The 23,661-nt window shown below is 67.7% G+C and carries 19 protein-coding genes; 8 read left to right on the plus strand and 11 right to left on the minus strand.

What is annotated here, in order from left to right:
* Window positions 1-158: 158 nt before the first annotated feature.
* The 3 genes from ACTJKY_RS20510 to ACTJKY_RS20520 all read right to left on the minus strand — a co-directional run bounded on the left by ACTJKY_RS20510 (window position 159) and on the right by ACTJKY_RS20520 (window position 3,339).
* The gene (locus tag ACTJKY_RS20510; RefSeq protein WP_440847939.1) at window positions 159-2,567 is read right to left on the minus strand and encodes a TonB-dependent receptor plug domain-containing protein; all 2,409 of its coding nucleotides are present in this window, start codon (window positions 2,565-2,567) and stop codon (window positions 159-161) included.
* A 104-nt stretch (window positions 2,568-2,671) separates the two neighbouring features.
* Complete coding sequence (locus ACTJKY_RS20515; protein ID WP_440847940.1) at window positions 2,672-2,833, minus strand: hypothetical protein; 162 nt, start codon at window positions 2,831-2,833, stop codon at window positions 2,672-2,674.
* A gap of 116 nt (window positions 2,834-2,949) precedes the next feature.
* The gene (locus ACTJKY_RS20520; protein ID WP_440847998.1) at window positions 2,950-3,339 is read right to left on the minus strand and encodes a DUF4440 domain-containing protein; all 390 of its coding nucleotides are present in this window, start codon (window positions 3,337-3,339) and stop codon (window positions 2,950-2,952) included.
* Window positions 3,340-3,484: 145 nt separating this feature from the next.
* On the opposite strand from ACTJKY_RS20520, the gene ACTJKY_RS20525 reads away from it, so the two are divergent.
* Complete coding sequence (locus ACTJKY_RS20525; RefSeq protein WP_440847941.1) at window positions 3,485-5,554, plus strand: M13 family metallopeptidase; 2,070 nt, start codon at window positions 3,485-3,487, stop codon at window positions 5,552-5,554.
* A gap of 45 nt (window positions 5,555-5,599) precedes the next feature.
* Here ACTJKY_RS20525 and ACTJKY_RS20530 read toward each other — a convergent pair whose 3' ends face one another.
* On the minus strand, window positions 5,600-8,086 hold the full coding sequence (locus ACTJKY_RS20530; protein ID WP_440847999.1) for a TonB-dependent receptor domain-containing protein: 2,487 nt from the start codon (window positions 8,084-8,086) through the stop codon (window positions 5,600-5,602).
* Window positions 8,087-8,240: 154 nt separating this feature from the next.
* On the opposite strand from ACTJKY_RS20530, the gene ACTJKY_RS20535 reads away from it, so the two are divergent.
* Window positions 8,241-9,266 (plus strand): LacI family DNA-binding transcriptional regulator, encoded by a 1,026-nt coding sequence (locus ACTJKY_RS20535; protein WP_440847942.1) that lies wholly within the window; start codon window positions 8,241-8,243, stop codon window positions 9,264-9,266.
* On the opposite strand, the gene ACTJKY_RS20540 is transcribed toward ACTJKY_RS20535, so the two are convergent.
* From ACTJKY_RS20540 to ACTJKY_RS20550, 3 genes are all read right to left on the minus strand, one after another.
* Window positions 9,263-10,387: a glycoside hydrolase family 68 protein gene (locus ACTJKY_RS20540; protein WP_440847943.1), complete on the minus strand. Its 1,125-nt coding sequence runs from the start codon at window positions 10,385-10,387 to the stop codon at window positions 9,263-9,265. The genes ACTJKY_RS20535 and ACTJKY_RS20540 overlap by 4 nt on opposite strands.
* Window positions 10,384-11,697, minus strand: a complete 1,314-nt coding sequence (locus tag ACTJKY_RS20545) for an MFS transporter (protein WP_440847944.1) — start codon at window positions 11,695-11,697, stop codon at window positions 10,384-10,386. The genes ACTJKY_RS20540 and ACTJKY_RS20545 overlap by 4 nt, the downstream gene beginning before the upstream one ends.
* A 197-nt stretch (window positions 11,698-11,894) precedes the next feature.
* Window positions 11,895-12,164: a hypothetical protein gene (locus tag ACTJKY_RS20550; RefSeq protein ID WP_440847945.1), complete on the minus strand. Its 270-nt coding sequence runs from the start codon at window positions 12,162-12,164 to the stop codon at window positions 11,895-11,897.
* Window positions 12,165-12,365: 201 nt separating this feature from the next.
* Between ACTJKY_RS20550 and ACTJKY_RS20555 the strand changes: the two genes are divergently transcribed.
* The gene (locus ACTJKY_RS20555) at window positions 12,366-13,061 is read left to right on the plus strand and encodes an alpha/beta fold hydrolase (RefSeq protein ID WP_440847946.1); all 696 of its coding nucleotides are present in this window, start codon (window positions 12,366-12,368) and stop codon (window positions 13,059-13,061) included.
* Window positions 13,062-13,068: 7 nt separating this feature from the next.
* Here the strand turns inward: ACTJKY_RS20555 and ACTJKY_RS20560 are convergent, their stop codons facing one another.
* The 3 genes from ACTJKY_RS20560 to ACTJKY_RS20570 are packed head-to-tail and all read right to left on the minus strand — an operon-like array spanning window position 13,069 to window position 14,080.
* Entirely contained in the window at window positions 13,069-13,317 is a 249-nt protein-coding gene (locus ACTJKY_RS20560; RefSeq protein ID WP_125975167.1) for a glutaredoxin domain-containing protein, read from the minus strand.
* A 52-nt stretch (window positions 13,318-13,369) separates the two neighbouring features.
* Window positions 13,370-13,858: a PIN domain-containing protein gene (locus tag ACTJKY_RS20565; RefSeq protein WP_440847947.1), complete on the minus strand. Its 489-nt coding sequence runs from the start codon at window positions 13,856-13,858 to the stop codon at window positions 13,370-13,372.
* Window positions 13,859-14,080: a type II toxin-antitoxin system Phd/YefM family antitoxin gene (locus ACTJKY_RS20570; protein ID WP_440847948.1), complete on the minus strand. Its 222-nt coding sequence runs from the start codon at window positions 14,078-14,080 to the stop codon at window positions 13,859-13,861. It lies immediately after the preceding gene.
* A 185-nt stretch (window positions 14,081-14,265) separates the two neighbouring features.
* Between ACTJKY_RS20570 and ACTJKY_RS20575 the strand changes: the two genes are divergently transcribed.
* Entirely contained in the window at window positions 14,266-15,630 is a 1,365-nt protein-coding gene (locus tag ACTJKY_RS20575) for a cation:proton antiporter (protein ID WP_440847949.1), read from the plus strand.
* Here ACTJKY_RS20575 and ACTJKY_RS20580 read toward each other — a convergent pair.
* Window positions 15,627-17,153, minus strand: a complete 1,527-nt coding sequence (locus ACTJKY_RS20580; RefSeq protein ID WP_440847950.1) for a tryptophan halogenase family protein — start codon at window positions 17,151-17,153, stop codon at window positions 15,627-15,629. The genes ACTJKY_RS20575 and ACTJKY_RS20580 overlap by 4 nt on opposite strands.
* Window positions 17,154-17,268: 115 nt before the next feature.
* On the opposite strand from ACTJKY_RS20580, the gene ACTJKY_RS20585 reads away from it, so the two are divergent.
* The 4 genes from ACTJKY_RS20585 to ACTJKY_RS20600 all read left to right on the plus strand — a co-directional run bounded on the left by ACTJKY_RS20585 (window position 17,269) and on the right by ACTJKY_RS20600 (window position 23,621).
* Window positions 17,269-19,164: an NPCBM/NEW2 domain-containing protein gene (locus ACTJKY_RS20585; RefSeq protein ID WP_440847951.1), complete on the plus strand. Its 1,896-nt coding sequence runs from the start codon at window positions 17,269-17,271 to the stop codon at window positions 19,162-19,164.
* A 134-nt stretch (window positions 19,165-19,298) separates the two neighbouring features.
* A complete protein-coding gene (locus ACTJKY_RS20590; protein WP_440847952.1) occupies window positions 19,299-19,856 on the plus strand; it encodes a PAS domain-containing protein in 558 nt (185 codons plus the stop codon).
* Window positions 19,853-23,299, plus strand: coding sequence for a CheR family methyltransferase (locus ACTJKY_RS20595; RefSeq protein WP_440847953.1), 3,447 nt, complete (start codon window positions 19,853-19,855; stop codon window positions 23,297-23,299). Before ACTJKY_RS20590 ends, ACTJKY_RS20595 begins: the two co-directional genes overlap by 4 nt.
* Window positions 23,283-23,621 carry a response regulator gene (locus ACTJKY_RS20600; protein WP_440847954.1) on the plus strand — a complete coding sequence of 113 codons (339 nt, stop codon included), beginning with the start codon at window positions 23,283-23,285 and terminating at the stop codon, window positions 23,619-23,621. Before ACTJKY_RS20595 ends, ACTJKY_RS20600 begins: the two co-directional genes overlap by 17 nt.
* The last annotated feature ends 40 nt before the right edge of the window (window positions 23,622-23,661 follow it).

A 23,661-nucleotide genomic window follows, 5' to 3' on the forward strand; every position in this document is an offset into this window, starting at 1 on the left:
TGCGAAACCCTCAAGCGGCTGAACACCGCAGATTGCCTAGGTTTTCGCACTTCGATTTGGAATCCGCCGGTTAGAACGGTCCCGAAACGATAATGGAACTTATGTAAAGCCCCATCGGCGGATGGTGTGGGCCGGCGCTGCGGCCCACACTGACGCCCCTACCAGTTCACACCCAGCCGGGCGTACAGATAGCGTCCGTTAAACCCGAACGGCGAGTAATAGGGATACCCCACCACGCCCGTCGAGTTGTTCGCCGGAATCGAGCGGTCGGGATAGATGTCGAACAGGTTGCTCGCCCCCAGCGCGATCTGGGCGCCTTTGCGCGGCTGGTAGCGGAACTCGAGGTCGCTGATCAGGTGACGGCCGCTGTGGATATCGGCCGCGGGCGTGGTGCCTGGCTGGTTGACGTCCCCATAATAGGTGCCGCGCAGCGTGAGGCCCACCGGACCCTTCGCCCAGTCGATCGTGCCGGTCACCTTTTCGCCCGGCGTGCCCTGCTCGATCGTCAGCACGCGGCTGCGGGCGAACAGCACCGGTGCCGGGTTTACCGTCGCGGTGTTGGTCGGCACGCGGGTCACGACGATCTCGTTGACGTTGCCGGCCAGCGTGAAGTCGAACGATCCCGCCGGATCGGCGGCGTTGCCGAGCCGATAATGCGCGACGGCATCGATGCCGCGGGTACGCGAGCGCAGGCCGTTGATGAAGAAGCGCGCAGACGGCACGTTGAACGGGTTGAGGATCGCCGCCACCTGCGGGCTGAAGCTCGCCTGGATGTTCTCCGAGAGGCCGAGCTGGTCGCGCAGCCGGATCTCATAGGCGTCGACGCTGAGGTCGAACCCGCCCGCGCGGATCACCGTGCCGACCGAGAGATTGGTCGACCTCTCCGGCTGGAGCGGCTTGCCGCCCAGCGCGGCGGCCACCGGCGCGATCGAGGGGAAGGTGCCGGTGAGGATCGGCGTGCCGTTCTGGACGACCTGCGCGATCGAGGTGAAATATTGCTGCTGCAGGCTCGGCGCGCGGAAACCGGTCGAGATGGTGCCGCGCAGCGCGAACCACGGCGCCACGTCGTAGCGCGCCGAAAGCTTGCCGTTGGCGGTGTCGCCAAAGTCCGAATAATGCTCGCCGCGCACCGCGACGTCGACGAGGAACGCCTGGGTCACCTGCGCCTCGAGGTCGAGATAGCCCGACACGCTGCGGCGCGAGCGCTGAATCGCGTTGACCGGCGCAAAGCCGCCAAAGCCCTGCGCACCCGGCGAAGCGCCCGCGACGGCGCCGGTGGCGGGCGCGTCATAGGAGGCCGCCTCGCCCGGCGTGATCTTGTAGCCCTCGCGGCGCCCTTCAGCACCGAACGCCAGGTTGAGCGACTGGAGGACGTCGAACTTGCGCCGCACGTCGAGCCCCGCCACCCACTGGTCGAAGATCAGCGCGCCGTCGTAGAAATTCTTCGGCGTCGCAGCGCCATAGGCATAGTTCGCCGAATCACGCGTACGATAGGCGATCTTGTTGCGGCCATAGCCGACATGGAGGTCGACGCCCCAGTCGCCGAGATCGCCCTTCACCCCCACTGCGCCCACTGCGTTGGTCGACTTGGTGTTGATGATCGGCAGGAAGCCGTCCGGATAGCCGGCCAGTGCGGTGGTGGCGCTCGCCAGCCGCGGGAAGGCGGCGCTGCGGGTGTCGCGGTCCTGATAGCTGCCCCAGCCATAGAGGCTCCAGCCGCCGCCGATGCCCTTCCCCGCATTGACCGTACCGGTATATTGCTCGACCTTCGGATCGCCGAAGCGGCCGGTGACGCGGGTGGGCGTGACGCGCGGGTCGAAGTCGGCGCGGTTGGTCGACTGGCGGTTCACATACTCGCCGGTGACCGTGACGAACCCGTCGTCGCCCAGCCCGAATCCCTGCCACACCGATGCGGTGAAGGCCGGCTCGCCGGTGGTCGAGCGGCTGCCGCGCGCCGTGTCGATATCGGTATGATAGATGCCGTAGGTCGCCGAGGCCGCGCCGCCCGAACGGGCTTCGCGCAGCCGCAGGTTGATCACGCCGGCGATCGCATCCGAGCCATATTGCGCCGAGGCACCGTCGCGGAGCACCTCGATCCGCTCGAGCGCCGCGGTCGGGATCGTGTTGAGGTCAACCGCCGCCGAGCCGCGTCCGACCGCGCCATTGATGTTGAGCAGCGCCGAGCTGTTCACCCGCACCCCGTTCACCAGCACCAACACCTGATCGGGCGAGAGGCCGCGCAGCGTCGCCGGGCGGATCGCGTCGGTGCCGTCGGTTGCGGAGGGCCGCGGGAAGTCGATCGACGGCGCGATTGCGGCCACGGCGGCGCCCAGCTCGGTCGTGCCCTGGCGGCCGAGCGCCTCGCTGCTCAGCACATCGACGGGCGATGCGGTATCGAGCCGCGAACGGCCCTGGCTGCGCGTACCGGTGACGACGATCTCGTCGCCGCCGCCTACCGGCGCGTCAGTCTGCGCGGGCTCCGGGCTGGCCTGCTGCGCCTGCGCGGCGCCGGGAGCCAATGCGGCGGTGGAGGCTGCGATCAGCAGCGCGTGGCGGTAGGTACGCATGGTCAACCCCTTGATCTCGTTCTTGTCGGCAGGCGATTTCCCATCTTCGAGCTGGGAATGCAGGAAAGAAAAGATTGGGGGGCCGAAACGCAGCGCGCGTCGCCTTATCGCAGGTCGAAGACATCCTCGAACTGCGCGTTGGCGCGGTGCTGGAAGGCCTCTGCCCGCCGGCGAAAAGCGGCGGCGACGACCGGGTTGCCGCACGAGGCGGCGCGGGCACGCTCTTCCTGGGCACGACGTTCGAAGAAGCTGCGGGACGTGGGCAAGGCGCGTCTCCCGGGGGGCGGTGGTGTGTACCAGAGCGGCGGAGTTAAAGGCTTCAACCGCTGCCGCGCGCACTTCGTTCCGCAGCTTCTGGCGATGGAGGCCAGCCGCTCCGCGCTCAGCCGAGCGTGAGGTACAGCTCGGCCTCGATCACCCAGGCGCCGCCGATCTCGCGCCACTTGGCGGTGTAGCTGCCGCTGGCCTGCACCGCCCCGCCTGCGGCCGCCACGCCCTGCCACTGGCCATGTTCGAACGCGATCGGCGCAACGGGCGAGACGACCACCGTTTCCGGAATCCGGCTGTAGACGCTGCGCTCGCGCGCGGCGAACTCGTGCTTCCATGCCTGTAGCTGCGCCTTGCGCCCGGTTATCACCGCGCTGTCGGTCCCGGCGACCAGCACCACGTCCGGCGCGAGCAGCGGTCCGATCGCGGCGAGGTCGGCCGCCGCCAGCGCGCGGTTGAAGGCGGCGCGGGCCATGCGGATGGCGAGTTCGGGCGAGGTCTGCATCACCATCCGCTCTACCGCCGGCCGCACGATCGGCAAGCCCGCCGCAAGCGCCCAACCGCCAATTTCCCGCGATGGATTGCCAGCCGCCCGCCACGGTGTAGACTAGGCTTAATTGTCGGCTAACCGACTGTTTTGGAGACTTTCCTTGGCGCTTAAGCACGTCCTCCTGGCCTCTACCCTGTCGATCGCGGCGATCGCCGCCCCCGCACTCAGCCGCAAGCCGCAACAGACCGCCCCCGCCGCGCCGAGCGCGGAAGCGACCCGCTATGGCAGCTGGGGCTTCGACCTTTCGGGCATGGATCGCAGCGTGAAGCCGGGCGACGACTGGTACCGCTTCGTCAACGGCGCCTGGACCGATCGCACCAAGATCCCCGACGATCGCTCCTCGTTCGGCGCGTTCGTCGTGCTGCGCGACGTCTCCGAGATGCGGCTGCGCGGCCTGATCGAAGGCTATAGCCCCACCGACACCGCCAACCCTGATCGCCGCAAGGCCGCGACGCTGTACCGCGGCTATATGGACGAAGCGGCGATCGAGAAGCTCGACGCCCAGCCGCTCACCCAGCGCCTCGCGCCCGTCAAGGCAGCGAAGACCAAGGCGGCGCTGGCGGCGCAGATGGGCGCGTCGATCGGCGGCTTCGGCGCCAGCTTCTTCGGCGTCGGCGTGAGCGACGATGCCAAGCAGCCCGATGTCTATGCGCTGTACCTGCGCCAGGGCAGCCTGGGCCTGGGCGACCGCGACCTCTATCTCGATCCCAAGTTCGCACCCCAGGTCGCGCGTTACCGCCAATATGTCGCGCAACTGCTCGGCATGGCCGGCTGGCCGGATGCGGCGGCGGCTGCCGACAAGGTCGTCGCGATGGAGACGCGCATCGCCGAAGCCCACTGGACCCGTGCGCAGAGCCGCGACCGCGACAAGACCTACAACCCGGTTTCCGTCGCTGAGCTCAAGGCGCAGGCGCCGGGCTTCGCCTGGGATCCGTTCTGGCAAGCGGCGGGGCTCACCAAGGCGAGCCGCGTGATCGTTGCGCAGAACAGCGCGGTGCCGAAGATCGCCCAGGTCTTCGCCGATACCGATCTGGAAACGCTCAAGGCCTGGCAGGCCTTCCGCATTGCCGACGACATTTCGCCGCTGCTCTCGAAGCGCTTTGCCGATGCGCAGTTCGACTTCCGCTCGCGCTTCCTCAACGGCCAGCCCAAGGAGCGAGATCGCTGGAAGCGCGCGGTTTCGTTCACCGAGCGCGCGATCGGCGAAGGCGTCGGCCGCGATTATGTCGCGCTCTACTTCCCGCCCGAGAGCAAGGCGAAGATGGACGTGCTGGTGGGCAACCTGCGGGTGGCACTCGCCGGCCGCATCAAGAACCTCGCCTGGATGAGCCCGGCGACCAAGGAGCAGGCGCTCGCGAAGCTGCAGGGCTTCACCGTCAAGGTGGGCTATCCGAGCAAGTGGCGCGATTACACCAAGCTGGAGGTCCGCCCCGGCGACCTAGTCGGCAATGCCGAGCGTGCGGGCAAGTTCGAATGGGACTATCGCCGCAACCGGCTGGGCGGCCCGGTCGACAAGGCCGAGTGGGGCATGACGCCGCAGACGGTCAATGCGTACTACAACTCGGTCAAAAACGAGATCGTGTTCCCGGCGGCGATCCTGCAGCCGCCCTTCTTCGATCCAAAGGCCGACGATGCGGTCAACTATGGCGGCATCGGCGGGGTGATCGGCCACGAGATCAGCCATGGCTTCGACGATCAGGGCCGCAAGTCCGACGGCAACGGCGTGCTGCGCGACTGGTGGACCGCCGAGGACGCAACCAAGTTCGAGGCACAGGCGGTGCGGCTCGGCGCGCAGTACGAAGCCTATAGCTTCGAGGGGCTGCCCGGGCTCCACATCAACGGTCGTGCGTCGATGGGCGAGAATATCGGCGATCTGGGCGGGGTGATGATCGCGCTCGACGCCTATCACGCCTCGCTCGGCGGCAAGCCGGCGCCGGTGCTCGACGGCTTTACCGGGGACCAGCGCTTCTTCCTCGGCTGGGGCCAGGTGTGGCGCACGCTGTTCCGCAACGAGGCGCTGCGCCAGCAGCTGGTCAGCGATCCCCACTCGCCGGGGCAGATCCGCGCGGTGAACCCGCTGCGCAACGTCGACGCCTGGTATGCGGCGTGGAACATCACGCCCGAGCAGAAGCAATATGTCGCGCCCGCGGATCGCGTGCGGATCTGGTAAGCAACAGGGGCCGGAGGTGCGAACCTCCGGCCCCGATCGCGTCGGTCAGAAGTCGATCCGCACCGAGGTGCTGATCGTGCGGCCGTTGATCGAACGCGCCCGCACGATGCCGTTGGCCGGGATCGCGGAATCCTCGGCCTCGGTGAAGCCGCGCACGTTGAACAGGTTGTTGGCGTTCAGCGACACCAGCAGCTTCGGGATCGGCCGGAACTGGGCGAAGGCGTTGACCTGGGTATAGCCCGGCAGCTTCAGCTGGTTGTCGTCCTGCGTATAGCTGCTGGTCGTGCCGATCACGTTGGCACCGATCGAGGCGCGGCCCAGCTCCACCTGCGGCGTCGCCTGGAAGATCAGGTTCGCCTGACGCCGCGGCGTGTTGCCGACCACCGTGGGGTTGAGCGCATCCGCTACGATCCGCGAGTGCGTCCAGGTCGCGCCCGCGGTCAGGCTAAACGGGCCCTGCCGCACCGCGCCGTCGAACTCGAGGCCATAGGCGCGATAGGTGCGATCAATGAACACCTGCCGCGTCGCCTCGTAATTCTGCTCCTCGGTACGCGCCCAGAAGCCGGTGAGGTTGAGCGTCAGCGGGCCTCGGCGATATTTCGCGCCGAGCTCGGCCTGGTTGACGAAGTCCACCGCCGCGGCCGAACTCACCAGATGGCCGTCAGTGGTGCTCACCGCGGGTCCGAACAGCAGGCGATCGGCATTGGCGCGGCCGCCGCGGCTGTAGCGCGCGAACACCGACATATAGTCGACGAAGCGATAGTTGATGCCCGTCGAATAGCTCCAATAATGGTAGCTGTAGTTGACCGGCGCGGGGCTGGTCAGCGGGATCACCGCGACGCGCGTTTCGGCATCGGAGATCAAGCCGTCGCCGTTGATGTCGCGGCTGATCGTGCCCACCCGGCCGCCGCCGAGATCGGCACCGGCGATCGAGCCGCTCGCATCGCCGAAGTCGTAGCGCACGCTGCCGCCGATCGAGACCTTGCCGACCTGATAGTTGAGCGAGGCGAAGGGCGCGTTGACGTTGTAATCGACATTGTAGCTGCGCCGGCAGCACCCGCCGAAATAGGCGGCGCTATACCCATAGAACCCATCCTGGGTGACCGCCGTCCCATTCGCCCTGCGGACATTGACGAGCGCCGCATCGCCCCCGCCGCGCACGTCGGTGAGGATAGACGTCCACAGCCAGTCGGTGTCGATCGTCTGGCGCGACTTGTAGAAGCCCGCCGTCGCCGTGAGCTTGCCGGTGCCGACATCGAACGCCCGGCTTGCGCGCAGGTCGTTGGTGATGTTGTCGAGGCTGTTGAGCTTGGTGTCGAACACCACGATCTGCGCGAGCAGGCCATTGCCGTTGAGTCCGGCAAGGTTGGTGATCGCCTGCCCGGCATTCGGGCCGCTGGCATAGGCGAGCGTCGCCCCTGCCCCGCCCATCGAGGTCGCGATGGTGCTGGCGGAATCCACGTTCGCCGGGAAGTTCGCGATGAAGCGGCCGGAAATGTCCGAATAGCGGAATCGGTCAGTAACCGTCCACCCGGCCAGCGTCGTCTCCGCCTCGAAGCCGAGCGACTTGACCAACGGATGCTGGCCATCGCGGACGTCGTCCGTCACCAGATTGTTGTTGCCGTCCAGCGTCACGTTGCGGGTGAAGTTGGGGGTGAGCAGCTGGTCGCGGTTCGCGCGGAAGTTGGGCAGATCCTGATAGGTCGGGTTGGCATTGGTGCCGGTCACCCGCACCGGCATCGGCAGATAGCCCACGGCGCGATCGTCGAGGAACTTGCCGTAGAGGCGGATATGGCCGCCGGTGAATTCCTTGGTGACGTTGAACTTGAACTGGCCACCCTTGTTGCCGTCATAGCCGATGCGGCGCGGGCCGGTGCCCTGGCGGTAGAAGCCGCCCATGTGGAAGCGCAAGCTGTCGCTCAGCTTCGCGCCGTAATCGAAATCGACGCGATAGTCCTTGTAGTCCAGACCGGTGCTCGCCTGCACCGCCCCGCCGGGGGTGTCGCCCGTCTTCGAGATCATGTTGATCACGCCGCCAGGCGAGTTCGAGGCGAAGGTCGAAGCCGAGCCGCCGCGGATCGATTCGACCTGGGCCAGATTGAGGTCGGCGCGCAGGAAGATGTCGGCATTGCCGAAGGTGATGTCGCCGAATTCGAGCACCGGCAGCCCGTCTTCCTGCAGCTGCAGGAATTTGGCGCCGCCCGATGCGATCGGCAGGCCGCGGATCGAGATATTGGCATTGCCCTCGCCGCCCGAGCTTTCGGAACGGATGCCCGGCAGGTTGCGGAAGATCTCCGCCACCGAACGCGGCGCCGCCTTCTGGATGTCGTCGGCCTTGAGCGAGCTGGTCGAGATTGCGGTGTCGAGCCGGTCCCGTCCGCGCGCGACCGCAGTTACGACGATTTCGGTGTGTTTCTCTGCTTCCGCCCCCCGTGGCGCGGTTGTGTCCTGCGCAAAGGCGGGGGCGCCGGGTACGGCTAGAATGCTGCCGATCAGCAGCAGCCGACGGATGTGGTTGGCGCGCACAGACATGGCCATGAGCCTCTCTCCCTGATCTGGGGCCCTCCTTGGTGGGAGCCCTTCACATATCGGTGTATCTCCTATTGCAATCGATTGCAACAAGCCCCGTATTTGTCCGGAGCGGCGCGATCTTGCGGTTTCGCGCCAACCCGGCCACACCTGCACCGTGAGCCACGACGCACCGTCTTCCGATCGGCCTGCCCGCACGCTTGCCGACATCGCCCGCCTCGCCGGCGTTTCTACCGGCACGGTGTCGCGTGCGCTGGCCGGCAGCAGCCTGGTCAATGCCGAGACGCGCGAGCGCATCCAGGCACTTGCCGCCGCGAACGACTTTCGCGTCAACCAGATGGCGCGGCGGCTGCGCACCCAGAAGACCGGCGTGATCGGCGTCGTCGTGCCGCTGGGGCACGAGCGTCGCCAGCACCTCTCCGACCCGTTCTTCATGACCATCCTCGGCCATCTCGCCGATGCGCTGACCGAGAATGGCTATGACGTGATGCTGTCGCGCGTCATTCCCAACGCGACGGACTGGCTGGAACGGATCGTCGATTCCGGCATGCTCGATGGCGTGCTGCTGATCGGCCAGTCGGATCAGATGGCGGCGATCGAGAGGGTCGCGCGGCGCTATCGCCCGCTGGTCGCCTGGGGCAGCAGCCTGCCAGGGCAGGTGCATTGCGCGGTGGGCACCGAGAATGTCGCCGGCGGGCGGATCGCCGCCGAGCATCTGATCGCGCGCGGCGTGCGGCGGATCGCCTTTCTCGGCGAACTGCGCGCACCCGAGATCCGCGCGCGCTTCGAAGGGGTGTGTGCCGCAGCCGCCGCCGCGGGACTGCCCGCGCCGCTCCAGCTCGACACGCACCTCGCCTCGGAGATGATGGAGCGGGAGATCGCCGCCCACCTCACGCGCCATCTCGACCGGATCGACGGCATCGCCGCGGGATCGGACATGATCGCGATGACGACGCTGCGCGTGCTCGCCGACCAGGGCATGGCGGTGCCGAGCGACGTGCCGGTGATCGGCTATGACGACCTGCCGCTCGGCCTGCAGACGGTGCCGCGCCTTACCACGGTGCGGCAGGACATCGCGAGAGGCGCCCGCGCGATGGTCGAGCGGCTGTTCGCGCGGATCGCCGGGCAGGACGCGCCCTCGCTGGTGATGGAACCCGAGCTGGTGGTGCGGGACTCCGCTTAAGGGGCGATCGTCACCCGGTCGCCGGCAAAGGCGAGGCGGAAGAACGGCGCCGCCACCCCACCGAAGATGCGACGGCGCTGCGCCGGATCGGCGAGCAGCGCCGCGTCTTCGGGGCCGACGCCCGGATAGTCGACGAAGCTGAGCACCTCGCCCTCCCCCGTCACCCACCAGCAATAGGCCTGGGTCGGCGCCTCGGGCGGATTGCCGGCGACCAGGCCGGTGCCGTTGACGGGGCGCCAAGGGCCCGCCATCCCTTCGGCGACCATCGCGTACAGGCCCGTCGGCGCGACGATCCCCTCGGCGAAACGGCGCGCCTGGGTGCTCCAGAACAGATAATAGAGGCCGTCGCGAACGACGATGTGGGGCCGTTCGAGCTCGCTGTTGACGGCGATTGCCGAGAGCAAAGGCGCCTGGAGACGCCAGCCCTTGCCGTCGCGGCGCGCGACACCGATCACCCCATTGACCTGGGCGCCGCTCCAGGCGGCGTTGGCGGTGAACAGCACATAGGCCGCGCCATCGGCGGGATCGCGGAAATAGCCGGGATCGCGAAAGCCCTGGATGCCGCGCGCCGGAGCAACCGTCTCGTCCGCGACCGTGTACAGCACGCCATCGGCAGCGACGATCTCTTGCGGCGCAGTCCAATCCCCGAGCCGCGGGGTCTCGCCGTCGAGCAGAAACCGCCCCTGGCTGACGAACAACCGCTGCTCGAAGGTGGTCGCCTCACCCCGGCGGCCGGCGGCAGTGAAATAGTGGGTCAGCGTGACCCCGTCCGCCTCCAGCACCGCCGAGCCGGACCATTCGCGCGAGCCCGGCGTGAAGCCCTCGGGGAAGGCGTCGCCATGGTCGCGCCAGCCATCGGCGCCATGGCTGGTCAGCCGGATGCGGGCAATGTCGTGCCGCCCCTCGGGATCGTCGAGCCGGGGCGCGGCGAGGAAGAACCACCAGCTGCGCCCGCCGCGCAGCACGGTGCGACCCTCGGCATCGGCGATCGGCCACATGTCCCACAGGTCCATGCCCGGCGCCGGCGATTCCCCGACCGGCGCGAGCAGCGGCAGCGCCGCCCCCGCCTGCGTGGCGATCCCGGCGACCGCTGCGCGTGTCCATTCCGACGTGGCGCTCATACGGTCTTCCGCTCGCGCACGGTCCACACGGCCAGGGCGGCGCAGAACAGCAGCAGCCCGCACAGGCGCAGCACGTTGCGCGCGTCGCCGCCGAGCAGCGGTCCGTAGAGGAACGGCAGGGTAACCGAAAACAGCAGCATCGGAATGACGATCATCATGTTGAAAATGCCCATATAGACCCCGGTCCGCGCGGGCGGGATCGATCCGGCGAGGATCACGTAGGGATTGCCCATCATGCTCGCCCAGCCGAGGCCCAGCCCGATCGCGGGGACGAACAGCAGCGCCTTGTCCTGCACCTGCGGCAGCCAGAGCATGCCGATCCCGGCGCAGACCAAGCAGGCGGCATGGAGCCGTGCCGCGCCGATCCGCCGCGCAACCGGCACCATCGCGAACGCGGCGACAAAGGCGACGGCGTTGTAGAAGGCGGCGATCTCGCCATTGGTCAGCACTGCGGCGCGAAAGCCCGGGGCGGTGGAATCCGCCGTGCCATAGACCGAGCGCGCCACGGCGAGGATGACATAGGTCCAGTACGCCATCATCGCATACCATTGGAACAGGCTCATCAGCGCGAGCTTGCGCATCGCCAACGGCATGTCGCGGATCGCCCCGCCGATCTCGGCGAGCGTTGCCGCCAGCGACTTGGGTTGGGCCGCGATATGCGCGCGCTCGGACGGGGTCAGCGGCAGTTCGGGGACGCGCAGCACCGACCACAGGATCGTGCCCAGCGCGAGCACCGCGCCGACCATGAACGCCACTCGTGCGGTATAAGGAATGTGGTGCGCGTCGACCCAGTCCTGGCTCATCCCCGCCCAGACGAGCAGCGACGGCGTGAGGAAGGCGAGCATCTGGGCAAGGCCGGTAAACGCGCTCTGGGTGAGGAAGCCCAGCCCGTGCTGGCTCGGATCGAGCCGATCGGACACATAGGCGCGATAAGGCTCCATGGTGATGTTGTTGCCGGCATCGAGCAGCCAGAGCAGCGACACCGCCATCAGGATCGAGCTGCTGAGCGGCATCCAGAAGAGCCCCGCCGAACATAGCACCGCGCCGACGAGGAAATAGGGCGTGCGACGCCCCCAGCGACTGTCGGTACGGTCGCTCATCGCGCCGATCAGCGGCTGGACGAGCAGTCCGGTCATCGGGCCGGCCAGCTGGAGCAGCGGCAGCGAGGCTTCGGAGGCGCCGAGATAGGAATAGATCGGCGCCATGTTGCCCTGCTGCAGCCCGAAACTGAACTGCAGGCCCAAAAAGCCCAGGTTCATCTCCAGGATGCGCCACAGCGAAAGACGCGGCTTCACGCTAGCGGGGTTCATCGTCGCGCCCCTCCCGGGCCCTTCTGTTCTATTCTGTCATTATGGAACGTTTCGGGATTAGGGGCAACAATCGATTGTAATCAAAATGAAGCAAAAATGCGAACAGGCAAAAGGGCGCCCGCGTTTGCGAGCGCCCTTCGCTAGGGCCCGCCGCCTGCGTGGGAACGGCGGGAACCCGGACCGGAAAGCTTCCGGAATTACATCCCGTTGTGCAGGTTCGTGTCTGCGTCGTGGGTGCGCATGTCCTTGGCCTTGGCATCGCCCTCGGCGCGGACGGCATCGGCCTGGTTCTGCAGATTGTCCTGCGCAGCATCGGTGGTGGCGTTGCCGGCCACTGCCTCGATGTTGTCGGCGCGCGCTTCGGCGTTCGCTTCGATGTTGTCGGCTGCCTGCTCCCGCGGGGTGTTGTTGCACGCCGAGAGCGCGATCAGGCCGGCAGCGGCGCCGAGCACGAGGATCTTCTTCATCATCATTCCCTTTTACGTTGGTACAGTCGAAAATCGTTGGCAGCGGAAATCAACGACGCGGCGCTTTGTTCCGAGAGGGTAACGCGAACGCGACGAGCCGAGTGGGTGGGCAGAACCGCCAAGAAACCGGAGGATACGACAATCCGCCGTGCTTCCCGTGACTTAGACCGTGCGGCAACATCCTGCATGGAGGCTTTCCGCATGACGACCACTTCTTCGCCCACGGTCCTCCTCGTCCATGGCGCCTGGGCCGATGGATCGAGCTGGCAACGCGTGATCCCGATCCTGCTGGGCGCCGGCCACAAGGTGGTGGCGGTGCAGAACCCTACCCAGTCGCTGGCGGGAGATGTCGCCGCGACGCGCCAGGCGCTCGATGCCGTCGAAGGGCCGGTGGTGCTGGTCGGCCATAGCTGGGGCGGCGCGGTGATCACCGAGGCGGGCAACGACCCGAAGGTGAAGGCGCTGGTCTATGTCGCCGCCTTCGCACCCGCCGCCGGTGAGGCGCTGGGCCCGCTGGTCGGCAAATATCCGAACCCGCCCGCGCTCGGCAAAATCCACGACGACGGCAAGGGCAACCTCACGCTCAGCGCCGAAGGCTGGGTGGAGGACGTCGCCAACGACCTGCCCGAGGCCGAAGCGCGCGTGCTCGCCGTGCTCCAGCCGCCGCTCCCCGCCAGCACCTTCGGCGACGTGATCGGCCAGGCCGCCTGGGAAAAGGTGCCGAGCTGGTACATCGTCTCGACCGAGGACCGGGTGGTGAGCGTCGAGCTGGAGCGCGAGTTCGCCGCGCGGATGCAGGCGAAGACCACCGAGCTCGCCGCGGGTCACCTTTCGCTGCTCTCGCAGCCCGAGGCAGTGGCGAAGGTCATCCTCGAGGCTGCCGCTTCGGTAGCCTGAGGCACAGTCAGCGGCGGGCCAGCGCGTGTGCGAGAGCGTCGGCCCCGTCGAACCGCTCCTCGCCGAGGAAGATCACCGGGGTGGTGGCGACGCCGAACTCGTCCTTCACCGCCTCGACCTCGTCGCGCGTCCGCAGCACCCGGTCGTCGATGTCGTAGCCGCGCTCGAGCAGCAATTCGCGGGCGCGGACCCCGAACGGGCAGACATGATCGGGCAGGACCATGCGATAGAGGGTCGCGTGCTTGTCGTCGGCCATGGCGTTTCTCCTTGGCAAGCAAATGCTTGGGCGACGCACCGGTTGCAGCGCGTCAGCTGCGCAGGAAGAGATTGCGGAACCAGACGGGGCCGCTCCGCGCAGCCGCAGCGCGCCAGTCGTCCACCGCTTCGTCCGGATCGTAGCGGCGTGGGTCGAATAGCTTGAGCCGCACGCCACGATAGGCGGCGGCGTCATAGGTGACCAGCGTCAGCGCATGTTCGAGCGCCGTCGCCGCGACCAGCGCATGCCGATCGCTGGTCAGCGCCACCTGCCCGCGCCGTCGCGCCACCGAGAGGTCGACCGGCAGGAGATGCGCGCCGAACGCGGGTACCAGCTGGTCGTCGACCCAGCGCCGCAGCGCCGTTGCGCCCTCCCCGCGCGGTGCCTTCGCTGCCTGCGCCTCGATCTCGGCAAGCGCCAGCACCGAGACGAACAGCTGCTCGCGCGGCACCCCGCCCGCCCACGCCGTCAGCCGCGGATCGGCGGTGCCGGCGCGCGCCTTGCGCAGGTCGAGCAGCACCGCAGTGTCGAGCAGGTACATTCACCAGCGCCCGGCTTGCGCGTCGACATCGAAGGGCTCAGGCGCGGCCAGTGCGTCGACGATGCTCTCGCGCTCGCCGGTAAAGGCGCGGAAGCTGGCGATGCTCATCAGCACATGGGTGGGCTTGCCGCGATCGGTGATGAACACGGGCTCCGTGCGGGCGAATCGCTTTGCGGCGCTCACATCCTGGTTGAATTCGCGGCTGGTGATCACCTTCATCATGGGTCTCCAGGCATCTGCTAGACGTAGGTACGTACCTACCTTGTGGAGCCCCTGCAACACTCCGGCCCGGCGGAAGGGAAAAGTGCGTTTCCCCTTCGATCCGCCCTTGCCCGAATGCACCGCACGGGCTTCCTAGAGCCTCGCGCCGACGCAGCAGACGTCGGGCGCAGAGGGGATCTGACCGAATGAACGAGCTGCTGACCGGCGCCTGGCATGCGCTGACCGACGTCCTCAATCCGCACGGCCCGGCGGTGCACGCCGCGAAGACCTATGCGCCCGGCGACTTCAGCATCCATTTTTTCCTGCAGCTGGCGATCATCCTGCTCGCCTGCCGCGTGGTCGGCTGGGCGGGGCAGAAGTTCCTCAAGCAGCCCCAAGTGGTCGGCGAGATGATCGCGGGCGTCGTTCTCGGCCCCTCGCTGCTCGGGCTGTTCTTCCCCGATCTGCAGCTGGCGATCTTCCCCAAGGAGACACGCAATGTCCTCTATGCGGGCGCCCAGCTCGGTGTAGGGCTCTACATGTTCATGGTCGGGCTGACGCTGCGACTCGATCATTTCCAATCCAAAGCCAAGAGCGCGGCGGGCGTCTCCGCCGCCGGCATCGCCGCCCCCTTCCTGCTCGCCGCACTGATCACGCCGTTCCTGCTCACCGTGCCAGGGCTGTTCACGCCCGGCATCAGCCAGGCCAATGCGACGCTGTTCATGGGCGCCTGCATCGCGCTCACCGCCTTCCCGATGCTCGCCCGGATCATCAACGAGCGCGGGCTTGCCAATTCGGCGCTCGGCACGCTCTCGCTCACCGCCGGCGCGTTCGACGATGCCGCCTCCTGGTGCGTGCTGGCGCTGGTGCTGGCGACCTTCGGAGCAGGCGCCGGCGTAGCGGTGCTCGCGATCGGCGGGGCGGTGCTCTACACCGGCTTCATGCTGCTCTTCGGCCGCCGCCTGCTCGCCCCGCTTGGCCGCATCGTCGAGGCGCGCGGCGAGATGACGAGCGGCGTGCTTGCGGTCACGATGATGCTGTTCTGCATGTCCGCCTTCTTCATGGACGCAATCGGTATCCATGCGATCTTCGGCGGCTTCTTGATGGGCGTGTGCATGCCGCGCGGGCTGTTCGTCGAGGAGCTCAAGCGCAAGGTCGAGCCGCTCGCCGTGGTGCTGCTGCTGCCGATGTTCTTCACCTATTCCGGGCTCAACACCCGGATGGACATGGTCAACTCGCCGTCGCTGCTGCTGATCGCGCTAGGCATCCTAGCGGTGTCGGTGCTCGCCAAGTTCGGCGCCTGCTGGGCGGCCGCGCGGGTGGCCGGTGAGGACAACCGTACGGCGCTGGGCATCGGCGCGCTGATGAACTCGCGCGGGCTGATGGAGCTGATCATCATCAATATCGGCCTGCAAAAGGGCATCATCGGCCCGACTTTGTTCTCGATGCTGGTGCTGATGGCGATTATCACGACGGTGATGGCCACCCCGCTGTTCGAGGCGGTCTATGGCCGCAAGGCACGGGCGAGCGGCGAGCTCGACGCGATCGACGGACAGCTGGCGACGGTCTAGCCGGCCAGTTGGCGGATCAGCTCGCGGTGGCCGGGCAGGTCCGCCACCGCCTGTTCGCCGAAGCCGCGGATGCGGGCGAACTGGCGCGCGGCGGCCTCGGCATGGGGGAAGCCGTCGCGCGCGCCGGACAGATCGGTACCGAAGTCCATCCCGTAGAGGATGTACTGATAGTTGAAGAAGGCGAAGCTCTCTACGTCGAGCAGGAAGTCGAAGCGGCTCGGCGGACGGTGGCGCCACTGCTTGAGCAGCGCCTGCAGCGTCTCCGGGATTGAGGCGGGATCGCGATTGTCGCGCCAGAACGGCTCCTCACGCCGGCTGAGGCAGTAATGGAGCTTGAGGAAGTCGACGATCCGCTCGTAGCGCGCGGTCATCAGTGCGTTGAACCGCGCGGCTGGCGCATCCACCGGGCCGGCATGCGGGAACAGCTCGGCGATCATTCCCGCAGCGGCTTCGATCAGCACCACGCCGGTCGCCTCGAGCGGCTCGAGAAAGCCGCCCGACAGCCCCACCGCAACGCAGTTTTTCACCCAGGGCGTGCGGCGATAGCCGGGCTCGAACTTGATCAGCCGCGCCTCGTGCGGTGCGCCGCCGAGATGCGCGTCGAGGATCTCGGCCGCGCGGCCGTCGTCGAGGTGCGCCGAGGAATAGACGCAGCCGATGCCGCGCGCATGCTGTAGGCCGATGTCCCAGGTCCAGCCGCCTTGGTGCGCGGCGGCGACGGTGGTGGTCGCGATCGGCGCCTCCGGATCGGCATAGGGCAGCTTGCACGCAAGCGCGCGGTCGGTGAAGAGCTGGTGGCGCACCGAGGTGAAGGGCGTGCCCAGCGCCTTGCCGATCAGCGCCGCCTCGAAGCCCGAACAGTCGATATAAAGGTCGGCGGTGAGGCTGCCATGCTCGCGCGTCTCGATCCGGTCGATTGCGCCTTCGGCATCGGTATGGGCGGAGAAGACCTCGCCCTCCAGATGCGTCACCCCCAGTTCGATCGCCCGGTCGCGGAGCAGTTGCGCGAGGCGCACCGCATCGAAATGATAGGCATAGGTGAGCGGCCCGCCGAACCCGGCCTCTTCCGCACGCTTCGGCGCCCTGCCCTGCGCGGCGACGCGGTTCTGGATCGTCATCGCCTCGGCGAAGGGCGCACGCTTCGCTTCCGGCTGGAGCAGCCAATAGGGCACCAGCCCGGCCCCCTCGGTGTGGAACGGCGCCTCGAACGGATGGAGGAAGCGGTGGCGGGTGCCGTCGGGCTGCGGCGCGTGCAGCCAGTCGTCGAAACGGATGCCCTGCTTGAAGGTAGCGCTCGCCTGGCGGACGAAGCTGCGCTCGTCGATGCCGAGGAACTGCAGCGTCTCGCGGATGGTCGGGAAGCCCCCCTCGCCTACCCCGACGATCCCCAGCGCAGGCGATTCCAGCAACGTGATCGCGAAACGCTGCTGATGGGCGACATCGAGATAGCGGGCGAGATAGGCGGCGGTGAGCCAGCCCGCGGTGCCGCCGCCCAGGATCAGGATCCGCCGCATGGGGTTCATCGCCCCACGCTAGGGCGCGGCGGCGTGCCGGGCAATGGTCGTAGACCGGCGGAAAGCATTTGCCTCGTCGCCCCCGCCCCGGTTAGTCGGACAAATAAACGAGGGGAGAAGCGGTATGGCGATCAAGACCTTGGCAGGCATGGCGGCGCTGCTGCTGGCATCTGCGAGCGTCCAGGCCGCCCCGCGCGATCCGCTCGCCCCCACCGGCCGCTGGTCGGCCAACACCGATGGCCGCGCCCAGACCCCGCCGATGGGCTGGAACAGCTGGAACGCCTTCGCGACCGATGTCGACGAGGAGAAGGTGCTCGCCTCGGCGCAGAAGATCGTCGACACCGGGCTCGCTGCGAAGGGCTATCGCTACGTCAACCTCGACGAAGGCTGGTGGGACCATCGCCGTGCCGACGGCCGGATGCTGGTCCGCGCGGACAAATTCCCCTCCGCCCGCACCGCCGACGGCGCGACCTCGTTCAAGCCGTTCACCGATCGGCTGCACGCGATGGGGCTCAAGGCCGGCATCTACACCGATCTCGGCCGCAACACCTGCGCCCAGGCCTATGGCCCCAACGAGCCGAACCTGCCGCGCGGCAGCGTGCTCGAACGCGAAGTCGGGCTCTACGGCCATATCGACCAGGACATCGCGCTCTATTTCGGCGAATGGGGCTTCGATTACATCAAGATCGACGGCTGCGGCCTGCGCGCGTACGGCGAAGAAAGCCCGCTGGTCCAAGCCGGCCGCTACCGCGCGCTGGCGCCGATCCTCGACCTCGACAGCGTCAACCGCTCGAACATCCCGGCGGTGCGGGCGATGTTCGGGCAGGTGAAGGCGGCACTGGTCCGCGCCGATCCCGACCAGGACTATCTGCTGTCGCTGTGCATCTGGGGCTCGGCGGACGTGCGCAGCTGGGCCAAGGACGTGGGCAACATCTCGCGAACCAGCGACGACATCACCCCGCACTGGACCCGGCTGCTCACCAACTTCGACACTGCGGCGCGCCGCCCTCTCTACGCGCACCCGGGCTCGTGGAACGACCCCGACATGCTGTTCATCGGCAAGGGCGAGTTCGATGCCGACCATCTCACCGAGGCGCGGTCGCATTTCGCGCTGTGGGCGATGGCCTCCGCGCCGCTGCTGATCGGCGCCGACCTGCGCACCACGCCGCAATCGCTGATGGACATTTTCGGCAATGCCGCGCTGATCGCGATCGACCAGGATCCCGCGGGCAACCAGGCCGTACTCGCCTTCGATACCGACGATTTCCAGATTCTCGTCAAGACGCTGGCGAATGGCGACAAGGCCGTCGCGCTGTTCAACCGCACCGCCGCGCCGATGGAGGCGATCCTCACGGCGCAGCACCTGAAGCTGCGCGACGACGCGCCGGTTGCGCTGACCGATCTTTGGACCGGCAAGACCTTCAGCTTCAGCAAGGAAACCAAGTTCAAGCTTGCTCCGCACGAGACCTTGGTGTTCCGTGCCAAGGGCACCCGGCTGCTCGCCGACGGACTGTACCTGTCCGAGATGCCCGGCAGCGTGAACCCGGCGGTGGACGGCGTCACCGCGCCGATGGCCGACCCGACGGTCCACCGCGCGGTAGTCTCGTGGAGCGGGACGCGCGGCGCCGGGCAGCGGCCGCTCTACGCCGGCTGGGGCGGCGCGCAGGCGGACGCGACACCCTATGGCCGCGAGCTCGCGGTGGCGGGGAAGCACTTCACCGCCGGACTGGGCGTGCTCGCCAACTCGCGGCTCGAAGTGCGCAACGCCGGCTACCGCCAGCTCACCGTCTCGGTCGGCGTCGACGATTCGGCGACCGATGCGGCGCACGCCGTCACCTTCCAGATCTATGGCGACCGCCGCCTGCTCGCCAGCTCCGCGCCCGTGCGCCGCGGTGCCGTCGCCAAGCCGCTCGTGGCGAATGTGTCCGGCGTGAAGCTGGTCGAGCTGGTGGCGCGCTCTGCCGGTGCGGCGAACGAGCGACTGCCGATCGTGTGGGGTGACGCGGCCTTGCTTCGGTGATTGGAACGCCCGCGAAATCAAATAGCTAGCGACGAGCCGCCCCTCGTGTCGGGTTGTTTCGCAGCCTAATCACACCTATCCTGGATCAGTTTCCGGGACAGGTCGTTCTGCTTCCCTATCGAGGCCCAGCAGACATGACCCAGCAACTCCCCCCCGCGCTCCGCGACTATTTCGAGAGCTCGCCTGTCGCCCTGTCGCTGGGCGAGGCCGTCGGCGATCATCCGCTGCTGCTCACCAACCAGCGCTTCCGCGACCTGACCGGCTATGCCTCGAACGAAATCGCGGGCAAGAACTGCCGCTTCCTGCAGGGGGACAGCGACAATCGGGAAGCGCGGACCCGCATCCACGCCTTTCTCGACGACGACGCACAGACCAGCGTGCGCACCGCGATCGTCAATTTCCGCAAGGACGGCACGCCCTTCGTCAACCTGCTCTACATGTCGAAGCTGCGTGCACTCACCGGCGAGGCCCGCTACATCTTCGCCTCGCAGTTCGACGTCAGCCGCACCCAGCCTGAGCGGCTGGCGGACTATGACCATGCGCTGGGTCAAACGATTGCGCGCCTTGCGCCGGTCGTTGCCGAGAGCGGGATCGCCGTGGAAGGCACGCTGATCACCATCGCCAATACCGCGGCGACGATCGCCCAGGCGAAGATGACGCTGTCCGACCTCGATACGGGCAGCTATCTGTGAACGCGCCCTTCGACGCCAAGACGACCACGCTGCCGATCGTCGGCATCGGCGCATCCGCCGGCGGGCTGGAGGCACTGCGCGAGATGCTGGCGCCGGCGCGCGCGCCGACCGGCATGGCGTTCGTGATCGTCCAGCATCTTGATCCCAATCATGAGAGCATGCTGGCGCAGCTGCTCGACCGGCAGACCAGCCTTGAAGTGCTCCAGTGCGAAGGGGGCGAGCAGATCGAGGCGGACAAGGTCTATATCATCCCGCCGGGCCACGGCCTGGCGATCCGCGGCGGCAAGCTGGAGCTGACCGATTTCGCCCAGCCCCGGGGCTTGCGCCGCCCGATTGACGACTTCTTCCTATCGCTCGCTGCCGACCAGCAGGGCAATGCGGCCTGCGTGATCCTCTCCGGCACCGGCGCCGACGGCACGATCGGTCTGCGCGCGGTGAAGGAACATGGCGGCGTCTGCCTGGTGCAGGAACCGGAGAGCGCGCGCTACGACGGGATGCCGCTGTCGGCGGTGGGGACCGGACTGGTCGATTTCGTCAAGGCGCCGGGTCAGATGCTCGACTGCCTCCACGCATTCTTTCACCGCAGCGGCGGCGACGAGCAGAAGGAAGAAGCGTCGCTGGTTGCCGACCATGTCGACGAGCTGTGCAAGGTGCTCCGCACCGCCGTGGGCCACGACTTCTCCGGCTATAAGCGCACCACCCTGATCCGGCGGATCGAGCGACGGATGCATGTACTCGGCATCACCAGCGGCCGCACCTATCTCGCCCGCGCCAAGTCCGATGCCGACGAGTGCGAGGCGCTGTTCCGCGACCTGCTGATCAACGTCACCCGCTTCTTCCGCGACGCCGACCTGTTCGATCGCCTGCGCACCCAGGTGATCGAGCCGCTGATGCGCAGCTGGACCAGCGAGGAGGATATCCGCGTCTGGATTCCCGGCTGTTCCTCCGGCGAGGAAGCCTATAGCATCGCGATGCTGTTCGCCGAGGCGGCGCGCAAGCTGGCGCTGCCGTCTACCGGCGTGCAGATCTTCGCGACCGATATCGACGAGCAGATGCTGCAGATTGCCCGCAACGGGGTGTATCCCACCTCCGCGCTGCTCGACCTGCCGCCGGCGCTGCGCGAGCGCTACACGCTGCCGCATACCGAGCGCTTCCAGATCGTGCCGCAGATCCGCGACATGATCCGCTTTTCCAACCACAGCCTGGTCAAGGACCCGCCCTTCTCGCGGATCGACCTGGTCTCGTGCCGCAACCTGCTGATCTATTTCGACGATCGCCTGCAGCAATCGGTGATGCCGCTGCTCCACTACGCGATCCGGCCCGAGGGCTATCTGTTCCTCGGTCCCTCGGAGACGATCGGGCGGTTCGAGCATCTGTTCCCCGCGATCGACGGCCAGGCACGCATCTTCCAGCGCTCGCCCGGCGCGCCCAACTACCCGATCGACCTGCCCGGCAGCTCCCGCGCGCGCAGCCCCCGCGAGGACCGGCACGAGCGCCAGGCCGGCCGGGTCGGTGCCGAGGAGACCGCCGCGGTTCGCCGGCTGATCGATCGCTATGCGCCCGCCAGCCTGGTGCTCGACCAGGACGGCGTGATCATCGCCGCTTATGGCCGGCTGGGCCGCTATTTCGATTTCCCGGTCACCCGCACCGGCGGGTCTAGCGCGATCGGCCTCGCCCGCCCGGGCCTGCGCAACGTGCTGGGGCCGCTGCTCCGTGCCGGGCGCGACCGGCGCAAGCGGGTGGTGGCGCGCGACGTGACCGTCGAGTCCGAATATGGCGCGCAGACCATCGACGTGGTCTGCGATCCGATGCCCGACGGCACCTTGCTGTTCGTGTTCCGCGAGACCGCGCCCTTCCGCCCCGCCCTCGACGAGGATGTCGCCGAGCTCGATGCCGGCGACGACCATCTCGATGCGCTCGAGGACGAGCTCCGCGTCACCCGCCACCGGCTGCGCACCACCGTGGAGGAATTGGAGACCGCGAACGAGGAGCTGAAGAGCTCCAACGAAGAAATGATGTCGATGAACGAGGAGCTCCAGTCGACCAACGAGGAGCTGTCCACGGTCAATGACGAACTGAAGGGCAAAGTCGACCAGCTGACCATCGCCAATTCGGACCTGCGCAACTTCTTCGAATCGACCGATCTCGCGGTGGTGGTGCTCGATGCCGACATGCGCATCCGCAGCTTCACCGAAGCGGCGACGGCGCTGTTCCCGCTCCAGCCGGGCGATCGCGGCCGGCCGCTGGCCGACGTCGCCAGCCGCCTGGCGGGGAACGACTATTTGGCCGATGCCCGCGCGGTGATCGCCGGCGAAGGCCCGTTCCAGCGCCGGGTGACCACCCAGGACGGCAGCCGCACCCTGTCGATGCGTACCCTGCCCTATCGCGCGCAGAACGGCACCACCGACGGCGCGACGCTGGTGCTGACCGACATCACCGACGCGCTCTCGCTGGAACGTGCGTTGGCCGCCGAGCGCGAACGGCTCGACATGGCGATCCGCGCCGGCGGCATCGCGGTGTGGGAATTCCGCGTCGACACCGGCGAGACGGTGGTGGACGATCATGCCCGCGAGGTCCTTGGCATCCCCGCGAGCATGGCGCTCGACGACCCCGAAGCGCGGCTCGACCGGCTGCATCCGGAGGACCGCCCCCGGTTCGATGCCGAACTCGCCCAAGTGGTGTCCGAAGGCGGCGACCTGGAGATCAGCTACCGCATTCTGGACGGCGACAATGTCCGCCGGATCAAGACCTTCGGCCGCATGGTAAACGATTCCGGTCCGCGCCGGCTGGTCGGCGTGTCGATCGACGTCACCCCCGAATATGCGCTGGCCGAAACGCGCGAGCTGATGCTGCGCGAGATGAACCACCGGGTGAAGAACCTGTTCGCCATCGTCAGCGGGATGATCTCGGCCGGTTCCCGCAGCCATGACAACGTGCCCCGCTTCGCAAACGACATGCGCGAGCGGATCGCCGCGCTCGGCCGCGCCCATTCGCTGGCGGCACCGGCCGGCGCCGTGCAATCGATCGACCTGGCCGAGCTGGTGGAAGCGACGCTCGCCCCATATCGAGATCATGCCAGTATCGAAATAAATGGCCCGGCGGTGAAGATTCATCGGACCTGTTTGTCCCCGCTCGCGTTGATGCTGCACGAATGGGCGACCAACGCTATCAAATATGGGGCACTCGGTGCGAACGGCGGGCAACTCGCCGTGCGCTGGGAACGTGTGTCCGACGGCGTCCGGCTCGACTGGCGCGAGACCGGAGATCGCCCCGTTTCGGTGGAATCGGGCACCGGCTTCGGCACAATTCTGGTACAAACCTCGTCACGCCAACTGGGCGTGACGGTCACCCGATCGGCGGAGGACCATGTCTTCGCCATCCAGATCCATCTGCCTGCGAAAGTGCTTGCGAATGACGAAGACGGTGATGCTCATCGAGGATGAGCTGTTCGTGGCGCTGGACGTGCAGGACGTGGTGGAAGAGGCGGGCTTTGCGGTGGAGGGCCCCTATGTCTCGGTCGCCGAGGCACTGGCGGCGGTGGCGAGCCATCTGCCCAGCTGCGCGATCCTCGACGTCCGCCTGACCGACGGCGAAGTATTCCCCGCCGCCGACGTGCTGCGGGACGCGGGCGTGCCGATCATCTTCCATTCGGGCCATGCCGACGCGACCTCGCTGCGCGACCGCTACCCGCAGGCGGTGGTCTGCTCCAAGCCCTGCTCGCCGAGTGCGCTGCGCGCCGCGGTGGAGAATGTGTTCGCGGGCTGAGGGTGCGCGGCGGCTGTTGAAATTGTCGACCATGGCGGTG

This window comes from Sphingomonas sp. 22176 (assembly GCF_052045505.1).
Taxonomy (GTDB): Bacteria; Pseudomonadota; Alphaproteobacteria; order Sphingomonadales; family Sphingomonadaceae; genus Sphingomonas.

Excerpts from the sequence above, each read along its gene's own strand:
- ACTJKY_RS20570 (WP_440847948.1), bottom strand. The coding sequence starts at position 14,080 with ATGATGAAGGTGATCACCAGCCGCGAATTCAACCAGGATGTGAGCGCC.
- ACTJKY_RS20510 (WP_440847939.1), bottom strand. The coding sequence starts at position 2,567 with ATGCGTACCTACCGCCACGCGCTGCTGATCGCAGCCTCCACCGCCGCA.
- ACTJKY_RS20545 (WP_440847944.1), bottom strand. The coding sequence starts at position 11,697 with ATGAACCCCGCTAGCGTGAAGCCGCGTCTTTCGCTGTGGCGCATCCTG.
- ACTJKY_RS20590 (WP_440847952.1), top strand. The coding sequence starts at position 19,299 with ATGACCCAGCAACTCCCCCCCGCGCTCCGCGACTATTTCGAGAGCTCG.
- ACTJKY_RS20575 (WP_440847949.1), top strand. The coding sequence starts at position 14,266 with ATGAACGAGCTGCTGACCGGCGCCTGGCATGCGCTGACCGACGTCCTC.
- ACTJKY_RS20580 (WP_440847950.1), bottom strand. The coding sequence starts at position 17,153 with ATGAACCCCATGCGGCGGATCCTGATCCTGGGCGGCGGCACCGCGGGC.
- ACTJKY_RS20550 (WP_440847945.1), bottom strand. The coding sequence starts at position 12,164 with ATGAAGAAGATCCTCGTGCTCGGCGCCGCTGCCGGCCTGATCGCGCTC.
- ACTJKY_RS20560 (WP_125975167.1), bottom strand. The coding sequence starts at position 13,317 with ATGGCCGACGACAAGCACGCGACCCTCTATCGCATGGTCCTGCCCGAT.
- ACTJKY_RS20565 (WP_440847947.1), bottom strand. The coding sequence starts at position 13,858 with ATGTACCTGCTCGACACTGCGGTGCTGCTCGACCTGCGCAAGGCGCGC.
- ACTJKY_RS20585 (WP_440847951.1), top strand. The coding sequence starts at position 17,269 with ATGGCGATCAAGACCTTGGCAGGCATGGCGGCGCTGCTGCTGGCATCT.
- ACTJKY_RS20530 (WP_440847999.1), bottom strand. The coding sequence starts at position 8,086 with ATGTCTGTGCGCGCCAACCACATCCGTCGGCTGCTGCTGATCGGCAGC.
- ACTJKY_RS20600 (WP_440847954.1), top strand. The coding sequence starts at position 23,283 with ATGCTCATCGAGGATGAGCTGTTCGTGGCGCTGGACGTGCAGGACGTG.
- ACTJKY_RS20555 (WP_440847946.1), top strand. The coding sequence starts at position 12,366 with ATGACGACCACTTCTTCGCCCACGGTCCTCCTCGTCCATGGCGCCTGG.
- ACTJKY_RS20540 (WP_440847943.1), bottom strand. The coding sequence starts at position 10,387 with ATGAGCGCCACGTCGGAATGGACACGCGCAGCGGTCGCCGGGATCGCC.
- ACTJKY_RS20520 (WP_440847998.1), bottom strand. The coding sequence starts at position 3,339 with ATGCAGACCTCGCCCGAACTCGCCATCCGCATGGCCCGCGCCGCCTTC.